The sequence below is a fragment of the Pseudoduganella sp. RAF53_2 genome (assembly GCF_052113985.1).
GTDB lineage: Bacteria > Pseudomonadota > Gammaproteobacteria > Burkholderiales > Burkholderiaceae_D > Rugamonas.
On record NZ_JBFRDW010000002.1, the window covers coordinates 19,794 to 35,164 of the forward strand.

Here is a 15,371-nt window from a genome sequence, read left to right on the forward strand (position 1 = left end):
AAAGAAGGATTGTACATTGCGGCGTAAAATAGGCGCTCATGCCCAGTTCTTGCAGGGAGCTTTAGCCATGGACAAACCACCCGTTCACGCCCACCGCGCACCGGACCTGCCGGTGCCTGTCGACGAGCCGCAGCCGGAGCCGCAGCCCGTCCATCCGCACAATCCGCACAGCCCCGTCCAGCAGGACGACCCGGTACCGGATCACAAGCCTGAACTGGATTAGTCGAACGCCCAGTTGTACAGCACGTCCAGCGCGTTATTGGTGCCGGTCTGGACTTGCAGTGTGATGCGTGAGTTGAGTTTGTAGCGCAGCTTGACCAGGCTGGTCGCCGTGCTGGCGCCTTGTTCAAAGCTCAGGTAGGCGCGGGAGGACAGTTTTTTCCCGACCGTCACCACCGTGCTTTCCAGCCCCTTGGCCTGGGACACGCCCAGTTCGTCCAGTCCGACCTTGTTCGCCAGGCTGCCGCCGCCTTTGCCGCCGAACAGCGCGCTGGCGGCGGTGCCCAGCAGAGCCATCTCGTTGCCTGCCACATCGGCCGTGCCGTGACCCAGCACCAGCCATGACAGTTTTTCGCTGTCCGGCACCGAAGGCGTGGACACTAGCTTCGCCACCGGCGCCAGCGCCGTACCGCGCACTTCCACGCCTGCTTCCACATTGGTTTCGCTCAGCTCTTCGCCTTCGGGGCGTTTGCGCACGGCCAGAATATTCAGGCCCGGATTATCGTAAGCGCCGGTGAAGTTGATCACGCCGCGGTCGATGGCCAGCTTCTGTCCATACGCTGCATAAGTGCCGCTGACAACGCGGATGCTGCCGTTCACACGCGGCGTGCGGCGCTCGGTCATGCGTACGCGCAGGGAGCCCGCCAGCTGGGCATCGAGGCCTTTGCCGCGCAGGTAGAAGTCATCGCCCAAGTCGGCTTCGACATCCATATTCAGCGGCATGGATTGCGCGGCGGCTTTCACGCTTGGCTTGTCCTTGCCGAGGATGATGACGTCGTCGCTGATCGTCGGCGAATCCAGCGAAGGCAGTTCGATCTTGGCCCGATCTGCACGGAATTTGCCATCGAGCTGGAAATGCCTGGCGTCGCGTACCAGCGTGCTGCTGCCACTGACCACCAGGGTGCGGTCGGGGCGCGAYAGGACTTCCAGCTTGTCCGCATTGAGTTTCAGGTCCATGGTGGCTTCGCCGTTGGCGAGCCGCGCCCAGCCTTCGGCCTGCATATTGCCCTGCTGGCCTTCGAAGCGCAGGCGCTGCAGCAGCAACTGGTCGCCCGCCACGCGCGCCTGCAACACGCCATTGCGCAGGCGGATGCCCTGGTCGGGCCAGTTCACCACCAGCTGGCTGCCGCTGACTTCTCCGTCCAGCGCGGGATTCGTAATGGTGCCGTGGCCGCTGAAGCTGGCCTTCAGTGCGCCGTCCAGTTCCAGGCCGTCGATACCGGGGATAGGCGACAACCAGGCAATGGACGGCATATCCACGTTGCCGCTGATGGTAAGCGGGCTGTCGCTGGGAATGCGGCCGTTCTGTAATTGCGCTGTGGCGTTCAGTTTTGCCGTACCGGTGCGGGCGCCGTTCAGATCCGCGTCCGCGCGCAGTGCGTCGCCGCGCACAGTCAGGCGCGCGTCGAGCGTGCGCAGGCCGAGTGGAATGGGCTTGCTGCCACCGGTGACGGTGATGTCGCCTTTTTCGCGCAGCACGTGCACGTAGCCGTCGACCGCCGGCGCCGCGCCTTTTGCAATCGGCGCCGCGAGCTCGATGGACCAGTCGGCGCCCAGCGTCATCGTGCTGGCAACGCTGTTGCGCCAGGCGTCGGACAGCTGTGCGAGGTAGCTGGCGTTCACGCCGCTGGCCAGTCCGCGGCTGCGCCATTTGGGACCGTTCTTTTCCAGCGATTCGATGCGGATACCGCCTTCGGGCAGGGCAATCGTGGCGCCGCCCAGCGCGATCTGTTCGGGCCTGGCCAGACCCGCCAGGCCATGGCCTTCAGCAGCGGCTATACGCAGCGATGCCGGCGACTGCAGGGTGAACGCGAAGCGGCCGCGATTTTGCAGGGTGTCGATAGCGCCGGTCCAGCTGTCCCTGGCGAAGCTGCCGTGCAGCTTGGTGACGAAGTCAAAGTCGGTGCTGGTGGCGCCGAGTTGCAGTGTATGTGCGCCGCCGGTGCCGCTGGTTTGCAGCCGCGCGCGGTCAATGACCGTACCGCCCGGCGCGGAGTAGCCTTGCAGGCTGATGTCGACGACCAGTGGGTCGTTGGGGCCGATGAAGAGGGCTGGTGCGTTGTCGTCGGCCTGCGACACTTCGGCGGGCCGCGCGGCCAGTGCGTCGGTGGATCTGCTGGTTGCCTGGGTGCTGACAGGGTGGGCGGCGGGGCGTCGCTCCGCCACGCGTGGGGCGGTGCCTGTGGCGAGGCCAATGGTGGCGCTGGCTTTTAGCGCGGCCAGGCGCTGCTGGCTGGGCAGGCGCAGCGAGTTGGCGTCCATGCTCATGCCGAGCGTGAGCTTGTCCGTGCCGCCGGTCACGTAGCCTGTGCCGCGCATCACGCCTGCGAAGTCGTGGCCAAGACTGGACAGGTCGGGCGCGTCCAGCTTCCAGTCGAGACGGTCCTTGGCGCCGCCGAAGCCGCCTTTGGCTTGCAGGACGTTGAGGCCGAGGTGCAGGTCGACGTCGGCGTTATCGACACGTCCGCGCGTGGCGCTCAGCGTCGCGTGTCCGCTCAGCGGTGCAGTGCCGAGCGTGGACGGTTGCAGACGCAGGTCGGCGTTCACCTGCCAGTTCGCGGACAACTTGCCGCTGCCGCTGAAGTCCGCATTCACGATGCCCGCACTTGGCGCGCCAAACGCGGCGGGGTTCAGTTTGGACATGCTGCCGGCAAGCTTGAACTCCGGCGCACGCTGCGCGCCGGTGCCGGACAGCCACAGCTCGCCGCTGGCTTTGATCACACCTTCAGCATTGCGCACCGGCGCGGTCGTGTCGCGCGCTGGCGGCGTGACCGGCGCCACGATGGCCTCGCGCACGGCGGCAGCCTTGGCGGCCTTCGCTTCGGCAGACGCCTTCACAGCGGCACGCATCGCAGCCTGCCGCGCCGCACGGCCGCTGGTCGCCGCGCCATCCGTGTCCGAAGCCGCAACGGCCTGCCACAAGCTATCCTTGTCGCCAGCCGCAGCCGCAGCCGCAGCCGCAGCCGGCGCCGATTGCGCTCCGCGCTGAGCGCTGGCGGCCGGCTCGGCGGATGCGCGTGTTGTCGCCGGTGCGGAGGCTTTGCGGGGCGGCGCCGTTGTCGCGGGCGCGTAAGCCAGTCCGTGTGATTCAACGGCGAAGCTGGTGCGCGGCGCTGCGTAGCCGCCGGTCGCGGTGCCGGATGCGGTGAGTGCGCCTTGCAGGCGGTTGTCGAGCGCGGATAGCTGGCGTCCGTCTACGTTCCAGGCCAGTTGCTCGCCGGGCTGGCCGAATGCGCCGCGCAGTGTGGCCGTGTTCGGGCCGAGCGCAAGTTGCGCGTCGATGCCGCTGAGATGCCTGGCGTCCGCCTGCAGCTTGCCGGTGCCGGACAGGGTCTGGTTCATGATCTTGCTCGGCTTGATCGTGAAAGCCGCCGCCGCATGCCAGTCCGGCACAATCCTGCCCGAGGCCTCCGCATCAACATTCAAATCCGCCGCCGGATAYGCGCCCAGTGCGGACGGATCGAAGTGGCTGACCACGGCGTTCGCCTTGAAGGCTTTGTCTTCCTTCAGGCTGGCCTGTCCCGTCAGCGCGACGCTGCCTTGCTTCGCCTGCAGGCGCGCTTGTGTGACGGTCAGCAGCAGGTCTTGCAGCGTGGCGTGTGCATCGRGGCGTAAGGCCTTTTCAGACAGCGCTGCATTCAAGGTGTGAACCTTGCCTTTGCTTTCGACGGCAATATCGCCGGCAATGGCCGTTTTGTTGGCGCTGGTGTGCAGGGCGTTCAGATCAAGCTTGTCGGTGTGCAGGCGGAAGGTGGCGGTGTCGATGCCGCCGTCGATGGCCGTTCGCTTGATATTGCCGCCCCCGCTGAATTTGCCTGCCGCGCCGAAATCGATCAGCGCTTCGTCGATGGTCGATACGGTCAGCGTGCCGCCCAGCTTCGCGCTGACGATTTTCAGCGGCAGCAGCTGCTGGTCCAATGGACCGGGTTTGCCGCTGTTGGTGATCGCGAGGCCGCCGGACAGCTTTTGTCCGGCCGTGATGTTCGCATCCAAAGCCATGTCCAGGCTCGCCTGCGGATACGCCGGATCAAAGCGCGACGGGTCTACGCCGCGCGCGCGCAGCGATGCGGAGCGCAGGATGACCGGGTTGAAAGGCGCCAGCACCAGCACGCCATCGACATTGGCGTTAGGCGAAGTGCCCGTCAGCTTGGCGGTCAGAATGGCAAGGTCACCGCTCAGCGTAGCGACCAGCTTGGCCGGCGCAGTGCCGGGCCGCGCTGCCTGTGCCTGGGTAGCCGCCGAACCGGCTGCGTGTGGCGGCGTGCGTGCTGCGGCGGGCGGTGTCAGGATTTGCGTCAGGCTGGCGGTGCCGGTGAGCTTGAACGGGCGCTGGCTGGCGACTTCAGCGGACGCGTCGAGACGGCCGATTTTGGTGACGGCGCTGGCGTCCTTCAGTTGCCAGCGCTGGCTGTCGCCGTACAACTGCATTTTGATCGCGCTGACGTCATTGCGGCTGCCATCGGCGCTGATCAGCGAGAGCCGTTCGAGCCGCGCGTCGGCCACGTGAAGGCGGAACGGCGGCGCCAGCGACTCAGGCATTTGCGCTGGCTTGGAAGGCCCGATGCTCCGCATGACCGCGCTGGACGCATGCAGCTCGCTAATCGCCAGGCCTTCGGAAAAATACTGCAGCGGCGACCAGTTGATGTCGACATTGTCGATCGTGAGCACGCTTTCCGGGCTGCGATAGACAATGCGCACAATATGCATGCGCCCATACAGCGAACCGGTGGCGCCGGTCACCGTGATATTGCCGCCGCTGGCGCGCGCGATCTGGGCGACGATCTGCTGCAGTGTGGACTCGCGTCCCAGCAGCCACACGCCACACGCCAGCACAGCCACCACCACGCCGCTACCGATCAGCGTACGGCGCAGCCAGCGCCGCGGTGGACGCGGTGGCGGCGATGGTGGAGCTGGCGGTGTGTCGTGCGTATCCATCAGAACGTGAACCCCAGCGAGAAGTGCAGGCGTGCCTTGCGCACGGCGTGACCGTATGCGACGTCGACGTTGATCGGACCCACCGGGCTCTTGTAGCGCGCGCCGATGCCGTAACCTGATTTCGGATGGATGCCGCCCAAAGAATCCGCAGCATTGCCGGCGTCATAGAACACCGCCGCGCCCCAGGTCGGACGGAACCAGTATTGGTACTCGGCGCTGGCTGTCAGAAGATAGCGCCCGCCAACGGTGGCATCGCCTTCCTTCACGCCCAGCTCCTGATAAGCGTAACCGCGCACCGAGTTATCGCCACCGGCGCGGAACAGATAAGTCGCCGGCACGCCCACTTTGGTAACGGAGCCCAGGGCGCCCAGTTCCGCGCGGAAGATCGCCGTACTCTTGCTGCTCAACGGGACATAGGTGATGCCGCGCGCCGTGGTGCGGATGAATTTTTCGTCCGTCAGCAAAGGCAGCAGCGCGCCGCCGATTGTCGCATTCAGCACATAGCCCTTGGTCGGAAAGACCAGGTTATCCAGCTTGCGCCAGGTGACCGCATAGGTCAGCGGCAGCGATTGCGAATGGCTGGTCATGACATCGGCCACCGTCTTGCTTTCGGCCAGATACTCCAGCGAGATGCTGCGCTCCAGCAGCGGCGTGCCCCAGGCGCGCTTGCCTGCAATGGAGGCGGTGCGCGTGATCTCGCCCTCGATATCCTTGCGCTCCAGGGCCGCGCCGATGCTGTCGGTATAGCCGCTTGCCGTGGTGGGGAAATAGAAGTCGCCGCGCGCCGTCTGCTTTTTCTGTTCCAGCGTCAACGCGCTTTTCAGCTTCAGGCCAAACACGGACAGATCGTCATAAGTGCCGGATACGCGATAACCCGTGTTGGTCGAATAACCCAGACCCACGCTGGCGTTCTTGCGCTTGTTCTCGACCACTCGCACCAGCAGGGGCAGGGGCGCCATGGTGTCGGGCTGCGGCAGGCCGGCGTTCTTGGTTTCCGCCGCTTCCATCTGCTCGCCGAGGATGGAGGACAAATCCGCGCTGACTTCCACATTGGCGAAGTAACCCGTGTCCTGCAGGCGCGACTGGAAGGACTGCAGTTCCGCCTCGCTGTAATAATCGCCCGGCTTGATCTGATTCAGATTGCGCACAGCAGATTCCGGATAGCGGTGCAAACCCTCAATGCGCAATTCGCCGAAGCGCATTTCCGGTCCGCTTTCCAGCTTGATGTGCAGCAGCGCGCGGCGTTCTTCGGGGTCGACCACAGCCTGGCTCTCCGTCAACTGCGCGCGCGGATAGCGCGTCTGCACCACGGAACGCAGAATGGAGCGCTTGGCCGTCTCCCATGCCTCCTGCTGGAATACGGCGCCCTTCGGCAGCAGCCAGCCGGCTTTCAGCACCTCCTTGTCGAAGGGCACTTTGGCGGTGGACTCGAAACCTTCCAGCACAATCTCCACATCGCCGACCAGTGTCGGCTCACCCGGCTGCACGTCGACGTGGACCACCGGCTCGGCGGCGTCCGTCATCGTTACATTGATCAAGGGCGAGTAATAGCCCTCGGTCGCCACGAGGGTCTTGATCTGCTCCGGCGCAGCGCGCACCAGGCGCTGCAGCTGGTCGCGGTCCACGCGCGGATTGCCGCGGAAGCGTTCCAGATCGAGGTTATCCTCCAGCAGCTTATCCAGCTTGCCCGGCGCGCTGATCTGGACGCGATAGTCCAGTCCCTCGGCCAGTGCGAGCCGGGGAAGCAGCAGAACCATGGCCAGCAGCGCCAGGGTCCGCATTACTTTTAAGCCGAGTTGTGCCAAAATTCTTCTTCTTGCCGTCGGTTGAGCGATACCGAATGTTACCGGATCAACCGTAAAGATGGCGTACTCACTAAGATTTCCAGAAAAGAAAGAACCCCATGCAGAAAACCGACGCCGCCCTGGTCCTGTTTAGCGGTGGCCAGGACTCCACCACCTGCCTGGCCTGGGCGCTGGAGCGCTACCCGCGTGTGGAAACCATTGGCTTCGATTATGGCCAGCGCCATGCCATCGAGCTGACCGTGYGCCCGACGCYGCTGACGAAGATGCGCAGCGTGAAGCCGGAATGGAATAGCCGCCTCGGCGAAGACCATATGATCGACCTGGGCCTGATTTCCCAGCTGTCGCAGACCGCGATGACGGAAGACATCGAAATCACCATGCAGGCCAATGGTTTGCCGAATACCTTCGTTCCCGGCCGTAACCTGATGTTCATGACCGTGGCCGCCACCCTGGCGTATCGCCGTGGCCTGAACGTGCTGGTGGGCGGCATGTGCGAAACCGATTTCTCGGGGTATCCGGACTGCCGCGACGACACCATGAAAGCCCTGCAGGTGGCGCTGAATCTGGGCATGGATACCCGCGTCAAGCTGGAAACGCCGCTGATGTGGCTGGACAAGTCCCAAACCTGGGAGCTGGCCGAATCGATGGGCGGTCAAGGCCTGGTCGACTTGATCCGGGCCGACACCCACACTTGTTACAAAGGCGAGCGCGGCGATTTACACGACTGGGGCTATGGCTGTGGCGTATGCCCGGCCTGTGAGCTGCGCGCCCGGGGCTATCAGCAATATGTCGCCCGCCACGGTTGATATTTCCGCAAATCCATAAAATCTTTCCTACTATGGTTGTATGCCGAAACGTACAACCAGCTACTTGCTCAGCCCGCGGCTGTTGGCCGGGCTGGTGCTCGGCCTGTGCCTGACGATCACCTTCGTGCTGTGGCAGGGCGCGCGCGATGCTGCGGAGCGCGATGCCCAGGCGCAGTTTGATTTCCGGGTACGTGAGCTGGTCAACGCCATCGCGGCGCGCATGCAGGGCTACATCCAGATCCTGTACGGAGCGCAAGGGCTGTTCGCCAGCTCCACCTTCGTTGAGCGCGAGGAATTTCACACCTATCTGGAACGCCAGGAGCTGGGCGGCCATTTCGACGGCATGCAGGGCGTGGGCTATATCCGGCTGGTAGGCGGGGCGCAGCGCGAAGCGCATGAGGCCCAGGTGCGGCATGAGGGTTTCCCGGATTACGCCATTCATCCGCCCGGCCAGCGCAACCAATACGCGCCCGTAACCTATATCGAACCGCTGGCGGGAGCCAATCTGCTGGCCTTTGGCTACGACAGTTTGTCCGAACCGGTGCGCCGCGCCGCACTGGAACAGGCGCGCGATTCCGGCCTTCCTGCCATGACCGGCAAGATCACGCTCAGGCAGGAAACCACCGACCCGGTGCAGGCGGGCTTTCTGATCGTTCTGCCGCTGTATCGGAATGGCCAGCCGCACCTGGCGCTGGCGCAGCGTCGTGCCGCGATTGTGGGCTGGGTGTATGCGCCGTTCCGCATGGGGGATGTGATGGCCGATACGCTGGGGGCGCGTGGCCGCGATCTGGATGTGGAAATTTATGATGGCGAGGAGATGAACGATGCCACGCGCATGTACGACAGCGAGCCGCTGCCGGCTGGTGCGGGGCGCCGCCAGGCCATACAGAAGCTGGGCATCGCCGGCCATCGCTGGACGCTGCAGATTTTCGCGCCCGTCACGGCGGTCAGCGCGCTGACGGAGAAGTCGCATCTGATCGGCATTGGCGGTATCGTGTTCAGCGTGCTGCTGGCCGCGCTGGCCTACGCCTTGGCCGAGAGTCGCCGTCACATCGGGCAAGCGCTGGCGCGCAGCAGCCGCATGGCTGCGGAGCTGAAGGAAAACCAGAACAATCTGCTGGCGATGGCGGAGGAGGCGCAGACCAGCCAGACCATGTTGCGCAGCACGCTCGATTCGACGGTGGACGGCATCCTGGTCGATAACTACCGCGGCGGTGTGCTGAATTCGAACCGGCGCTTCCGCCAGCTATGGAATGTGCCGGAGCAGCTGGACTGGCGCAATGATGGTGCGATTTTGCTGGCGCATATTGCGTCGCATCTGATCGATGCCAGCGAGTTCGTGAGCTGCGGCCAGACGCGCCGCGAAGACGACTGCCGCCTGCAGCTACGGCTGAAGGATGGCCGCACCATTGAACAGACCACGCGGCCCTTGCGCCTGGCGGGCGAGCCAGCGCGGCTATGGTCGTTCCGGGATGTGACGGAAGGTACGCAGATCGAGCGGCGCGAAGCCACGCGGCGCCAGTTGCTGGAATCGCTGGGCGGCGGCGCTTCGCTGGAAACGGTGCTGGAAGGCGTGGTGCAAAACGTCGAGGCGGGCAATCCCGATATGATGTGCAGCGTGATGCTGCTGGATGCGGAAGCCAAACATCTGCTGGTGGCGGCGGGGCCAAGCCTGCCGGCTTTCTTCAATGCGGCGATCCACGGCCAGCCGATCGGCTACGGCAACGGCTCCTGCGGCAAGGCCGTGCAGACCAACAACCGCGTGATCGTGCAGGATATCCGGACCGATCCGCTGTGGGCGCCGTATCGCGAACTGGCTCTGCGTGCGGGCCTTGGCTCGTGCTGGACGGAGCCTATCCGCAATGCCGCCGGTGCGGTGCTCGGCACCTTCGCCATCTACCATCGTGAACCGCACAGCCCAAGCGTGGCGCACATCGCGCAGATAGAACAGGCGGCCCAGCTGGCAGGCATCGCCATCGAACGCACCCAGGCGGCGCAAGCCCTGCGCGCGGGCGAGGCGCGCTTCCGCAGCCTGTATGACAATGCGCCTGTGGCGCTGTGGGAGCAGGACTGGTCGGCGGTGCGCCAGGCCCTGATCGAACTGGAGACGTCGGGCGTGGAAGACGTGCAGACCTGGCTGCACAACAATCCCAGCCAGCTGGAACGCCTGGCAGCGCTGGTGCGCATCACCGACGTCAATGCCGCAGCGCTGGCGCAGGTAGGGGCAGTGGCGGGCAAGAAGGATGTGTCCAGTCTCACGCTGGCGCAGATCTGCAATTCCATGGCCTGCTTCGCGCGCACGCTGGGGGCGCTGTCGAAAGGCGCGCACCTGTTTGTGTGCGAGAGCAGCTATCTGCGGCTGGACGGGGTATCGCGCCAGAACGAACTGACTTTGCTGGTGATGCCCGGACATGAACACAGCCTGGATTTCGTGATTGTGTCGACGGTCGATATCACGGAGCGCAAGCGGGCCAATGAAGAGTTGCTGGTGCTGGCCACCACCGACTTCCTGACCGGACTGCCCAACCGGCGCGAATTCATGTCGCGCCTGGACGCTGAACATAACCGCCTGCAGCGCGATGTGGGCGGACGCGCCGCCGTGCTGATGCTGGACATCGACCACTTCAAGGATGTCAATGACGAATACGGCCATCCCGTAGGCGACGCGGTGCTGCGCCATCTCTCCGCCTTGATGCGCGACAGCCAGCGCAAGATCGACGTGCTGGGCCGGGTCGGCGGCGAAGAGTTTGCGGCCTTGCTGCCGGGCGCCGATCTCGATGCGGCGCATGCTTTCGCCGAGCGCCTGCGCCAGCGCATCGCCGATACCCCGCTGCTGCTGGAGGGGCACAGTTTTTCGGTGACGGTGAGTGTCGGGATTGCGGCGCTGGCGCCGGATGATGCGAGCGGAGATGCTGCGCTGGTTCGCGCCGACAAGGCTTTGTACAGCGCGAAACGCAGCGGAAGGAACAGGGTAATGGTGTAGGGCGGATCATTGATCCGCCGCGTGATTAGGCCGCATGCTCCAGCATCAGTGCCTTGCGCTTATTGCGGCGAACGATCCACCACACAATCCCGACCGGGATCAGCAGCGGCAGAGTGAAGGGAGCGATGATCGCCGCCAGGATCACGGCCAGCAGGGCCATACCGAATACCATCATGATGCCCAGACCGGCAAACACGGCGCCGACGATCACGGCAGCGAAGGTCATGGCGACGCCTGCGATGATCATGCCGCCGCCCGCGAACAAGAGGCCGAGGAAGGCGCCCAGTGGACCATCGAAGTCCTCATCGCCAATGGTGACGAGCGTATCCGGAGTGCCAACTATCGAAACCCAGGCAACCATAGCCAGAATGACGATGGCGGTGAAGGCGAGCAGCTTTTTCATCATATTCCCCAAGTGTTGTTTGGTATGGCTCCACTTTAGGACTGGGACGAATGCGGAACCATCGGCATGCGATGAAATGCCGTTTTTCAAGGACGAATGGAATGGAAGAGCAAGTGGCTTGAAATTGAAGGAGTCTTTCCTATACTGAATATCCGATCTCGCGCATGGAGGGCAATATGGCATGGCAAGAAACGATCGGAGGTCAACCGCTACCTCTGAGTACATCAGGAGGAGGCCCCAAGGGCCCACCATCGGCACCACCTACCATTCCGCCCATAATCATTAATCCGTTCAAATACTACTCGCCGGAACCGGCCATCGACCCGCGCATCACGCCGCTGGGCCCCCCGGTAATCCCGCCGCGCCAACCCGCGATGTCATTGATGTAATTCTGGGGTCAGGCGCCAAATGCGACATGAGCTCGCCTTGCAAGCGGGTTCATGTCGCATTTCGCGCCTGACCCCAATTGCTTTATTATGCGGGCCATGGAAAATTTTGACGATGAAGTAGCGCTGATCCAGGAAGACCGCGTCTGGCAGGGCAATGGCTGGACCGCGCGGGTGATCAAGAATGAAGACGACGATGGCTGGGCCGTCGCCATGTTCCAGGACGGCGAGCCGGAACCGGCCCTGGTCGGCCCCTGGACCATGGGGCGCGATAAAAAGAATCCCAAGCCGCTGGATATCAACGCCTTCAATACCCTGGTCAAAACGGCAAGCGAAGTGCTGCGCCGCCACGAGCAGCAGCTGCACGCCCAGCTGCACAAGTCTCTGCGTGTGGGCGAGCTGACCGTGAAGCTGGATATCGATCCGGATGAGGACAATCCCACCGCCACCCTGAGTGCCGTGGATGCTTTCGGCGAAGAAGTCGCCAGCGTGCGCGTGCGCCCCGATTTCAAACTGACCACGTCCAGCGCCTCGGCCTGGATCGAAGGCGGTTTCGCGAAGCCCTGAGCTGTTGCATTTGCGCTTCCGGGCTGGCCTCGGGAGAGGCAGCCTGCTATATTTCCCGGACGCATGAAAACTAGGGAAAATATGGAAAGCCGTCTTAGCCGCCTGGAAGCCGTCCAGGCGATTCTGCTGGAAATCGGCCAGCTCTCAAGCAGCTGCACCGATATCGCCGTCTTCCTGCAATCCGTGCACGCTGCTMTTGGCCGCATCATGTACGCCGCGAACTTCTACGTGGCGCTGTGCGACCGTGAGGCGGAAGGCAATGCGGTCCGCTTTGTCTACTTCGTCGACGAGGTGGACGACCATCCCTACCGCGACCAGCTGGTGCAGCTGGCATCGCCCGATGAATCCCCGACTGCCTGGGTGATCCTGAACCGCAAGCGCCTCGTCATGACCGCCGCCGACCAGTTGGCGCGCGGCGAGGAGGACTTCGGCGTGGGCACCGTGGCCGAGCACTGGATGGGCTGTCCGCTGCTGGATCAGAATCACGAGATCCTCGGCGCCATGGTGATCCAGAGTTACGACAAGCAGCATACCTACAGTGACGAAGACCAGGCGCTGTTCGCCCAGATTGCCAACCATGTGTCGAGCGCCTTGCAGGGCCTGCAAAGCATGGACCGCCTGGAGCGTGCCGTGCACGAGCGCACGCTGGAGCTGGAACGTGAAGTGGCGGAGCGCAGCAAGGCCGAGGCCATGCAGCGCGCGCTGTACGAGATCGCCAGTCTGTCGGCGTCCGCCTCCACCGAATCCGATGCGGGTGTGCTGTATGCGCGCCTGCATGAAATCATCAGTGAGCTGATCGTCGCGCGCAACTTCCTGATTGCGCTGTACCACCCGAAATCGGGCGAGATCAGCATCCCTTATTTCGTCGACGAGAAAGATACGGAAGCGCCGCTCAAGCGCTTTGAATTCGGCAAGGGTATGAGCTCCTACGTGCTGCGCCACCGCGCGCCGCAATTGCTGGACGCGGAGAGTTTCGGCGCCTTGCTGTCCAGTGGCCAGATCCACGAGCCGCTCGGTGACCTGGGCATCGCCAGCTGGATCGGCGCGCCAATGCTGGTGGGCGAAAAGGCCTACGGCGTGATCATCGCGCAAAGCTACGACAGTTCTGTGATCTATACCCAGTCCGATCTCGATGTATTGGCCTTCGTGGCTAATCACACCGCTGCTGCCATCGCGCGCACTGCCGCTGACCGGGCGATCCGCCGCGCCAAGACTGAACTGGAAGAACAGAACGAGGCGCTGGCCTCGGCCCTGCATCAACTGCAGGAAGCACAGTCTGAACTGGTGCGCCAGGAGAAGCTTGCGTCACTGGGCCGCCTGGTAGCCGGCGTGGCGCACGAGATCAATACACCGCTCGGCATTTGCGTGACGGCGACTTCGCACCTGGTCGAGGAACTGCGCCTGACGCGCAAGGATTTGTCGGAAGGCGTGCTGGATGAAGATGGCCTGAATTCCTTCTTCGATACGATAGACCAGTCGCTGAAGATCATGACCACCAACACCCAGCGCGCAGCGGCGTTGGTGCGCAGCTTCAAGCAGGTGGCGGTGGACCAGTCTTCCGATAACATCCGCCACTTCAACCTGCGCAAATATCTGGATGAAGTATTGCTGTCGCTGCAGCCCAAGTTGAAGGGCAAGCCGATTGAAGTGAATGTGGACTGTCCGTCCGATATCGCGATGGAGAGCTTCCCGGGCGCCGTTTCCCAGATCGTGACGAATATGGTGGTGAATTCGCTGGTGCACGGCTTCGGCGAAGGCCAGCAAGGCACGATTCGCATCAGCGGCAAGCTCGATGGCGATCACGTGGTGTTCGATTACAGCGATGACGGAGTCGGCATGGACCAGTCGACGCTGAGCCAGTTGTTCGATCCCTTCTTCACCACAAAGCGCGGCTCCGGCGGCAGCGGCCTTGGTGCGCACATCCTCTACAACCTGGTGACGGGACCCTTGGGCGGCACGGTGAAAGTGGTCAGCTCACCCGGCATGGGCCTGCACTACCACCTGCGCTTTCCGCGCGATCAGCGTAAGGCAGCCTAAGGAAGAAGCGACCGCATCAGAGTGAAAATAAAACCGGCCCGGAGCCGGTTTTGTTTTACTACTAATATTGACGTATGGTAACTTATATGTAATATTGCCAAGTATTACTATTTGGGAAATACCTACTGTCATTATGCAAAGACTCGCTTTGAAGCGCACGGTTCTCGCCGTGTTGATCGGTACGCTGTCGACGCAAGCCGCCTACGCACAGGAATCAGCCAACGCGGGCGCCTCGGGCGACGACCCTTGTGCCCAGAATACCGGCCAGGTTGCCGGTGCGCTGATCGGCGCAGTGCTGGGGGGACTGCTGGGCAATCAGGTTGGTAAAGGAAAAGGGCGCAAGCTGGCCACGGTCGCCGGTGCGCTGGGCGGCTTGGCATTGGGCAATTACATTGGTTCAGAGATGGACCGCCGCAAGTGCGAGCTTTCCAAAATCGCGCGCAGGAACGACCTTGCCGTATCGATTACGGACATCACTTCCGACCCAAGCAATCAGGGAAAGTCGGATGGCCGCGTCGGCATGTCGATGGCTATCCAGGATCGCACTCCCGAAAGCGCCTCGGATTCCGGCGGAGAGAGCATCGGCAATGCGGCGTACAGCAGCCAGTTCGAGAGCGGTTCGGACCAATTGAGCCAGAAGGCCGATAGTTATTTCCGCGAATTTGCTGCCCAGTATTCGAAACCGTTCCGCAACGATGCGGTCGGCCCTCAGGCCAGCGCGGAAGAAGCACAAGCCGTGCAGGGTTTGCGCCAGCGCCGAGTGCTCGTGATCGGCAATACGGACGATACCGGCAGCTCGCAATTGAATGCTGACTTGTCGGAGAGCCGGGCCCGTAATGTTGCCCGGCTGTTTGCGGAGGCAGGTTTGCCGGCATCGCAAATCTACTTTCAAGGTGCCGGCGAGACTCAGCCGATTGCCGATAACCGCACGGAAGACGGACGTGCTCATAACCGCCGGGTGGAAATCGTTGACCTGAGCGATGAACTCGAGTTTCAGAAATATCTGGCGTCGCGCACCACCAATGTGCAGTTCTATCGCAATGCACACCGCGCCGCACCAGCGTCAGCTCTGCCCGCGCTTGCTACCGCGCCGGCTGGCGTAACGCCGGCAGCGGTGCTTGCCGACGCGGGCAAGGCCAAGCCGGGGCGCTCTGCTTCGCCGGCTCGTACGCCGGTGCAGCCCCGTCCCGTGACGGCAGCACAGGCATCTGGTGTTGCGCAGCCGAATAA

Annotated in this window: 9 protein-coding genes; 6 read left to right on the forward strand and 3 right to left on the reverse strand. The window is 63.4% G+C overall.

Annotated elements, in window-relative coordinates; all coding sequences use genetic code 11:
* Positions 1-67: 67 nt before the first annotated feature.
* Positions 68-223 carry a hypothetical protein gene (locus AB4Z11_RS00310; RefSeq protein ID WP_442021748.1) on the forward strand — a complete coding sequence of 52 codons (156 nt, stop codon included), beginning with the start codon at positions 68-70 and terminating at the stop codon, positions 221-223.
* Here the strand turns inward: AB4Z11_RS00310 and AB4Z11_RS00315 are convergent.
* Positions 220-5,154, reverse strand: coding sequence for a translocation/assembly module TamB domain-containing protein (locus AB4Z11_RS00315; RefSeq protein ID WP_442021750.1), 4,935 nt, complete (start codon positions 5,152-5,154; stop codon positions 220-222). The two genes, AB4Z11_RS00310 and AB4Z11_RS00315, sit on opposite strands and share 4 nt — an antisense overlap.
* Positions 5,154-6,935 carry an autotransporter assembly complex protein TamA gene (locus tag AB4Z11_RS00320; RefSeq protein WP_442021752.1) on the reverse strand — a complete coding sequence of 594 codons (1,782 nt, stop codon included), beginning with the start codon at positions 6,933-6,935 and terminating at the stop codon, positions 5,154-5,156. The genes AB4Z11_RS00315 and AB4Z11_RS00320 overlap by 1 nt, the downstream gene beginning before the upstream one ends.
* 122 nt (positions 6,936-7,057) lie before the next feature.
* Between AB4Z11_RS00320 and queC the strand changes: the two genes are divergently transcribed.
* Both queC and AB4Z11_RS00330 read left to right on the forward strand, forming a co-directional pair.
* A complete protein-coding gene (gene queC, locus AB4Z11_RS00325) occupies positions 7,058-7,765 on the forward strand; it encodes a 7-cyano-7-deazaguanine synthase QueC (RefSeq protein ID WP_442021754.1) in 708 nt (235 codons plus the stop codon).
* Between the two features lie 40 nt (positions 7,766-7,805).
* Complete coding sequence (locus AB4Z11_RS00330) at positions 7,806-10,748, forward strand: CHASE domain-containing protein (RefSeq protein WP_442021756.1); 2,943 nt, start codon at positions 7,806-7,808, stop codon at positions 10,746-10,748.
* A gap of 25 nt (positions 10,749-10,773) precedes the next feature.
* Here the strand turns inward: AB4Z11_RS00330 and AB4Z11_RS00335 are convergent, their stop codons facing one another.
* Positions 10,774-11,154: a hypothetical protein gene (locus tag AB4Z11_RS00335; protein ID WP_442021758.1), complete on the reverse strand. Its 381-nt coding sequence runs from the start codon at positions 11,152-11,154 to the stop codon at positions 10,774-10,776.
* Between the two features lie 482 nt (positions 11,155-11,636).
* On the opposite strand from AB4Z11_RS00335, the gene AB4Z11_RS00340 reads away from it, so the two are divergent.
* The 3 genes from AB4Z11_RS00340 to AB4Z11_RS00350 form a co-directional block, all read left to right on the forward strand.
* Positions 11,637-12,104: a hypothetical protein gene (locus tag AB4Z11_RS00340; RefSeq protein WP_442021760.1), complete on the forward strand. Its 468-nt coding sequence runs from the start codon at positions 11,637-11,639 to the stop codon at positions 12,102-12,104.
* Between the two features lie 81 nt (positions 12,105-12,185).
* Positions 12,186-14,141 (forward strand): GAF domain-containing sensor histidine kinase, encoded by a 1,956-nt coding sequence (locus tag AB4Z11_RS00345; RefSeq protein WP_442021762.1) that lies wholly within the window; start codon positions 12,186-12,188, stop codon positions 14,139-14,141.
* A 133-nt stretch (positions 14,142-14,274) separates the two neighbouring features.
* On the forward strand, positions 14,275-15,371 hold a 1,097-nt coding region (locus AB4Z11_RS00350), incomplete at its 3' end, for an OmpA family protein (protein WP_442021764.1).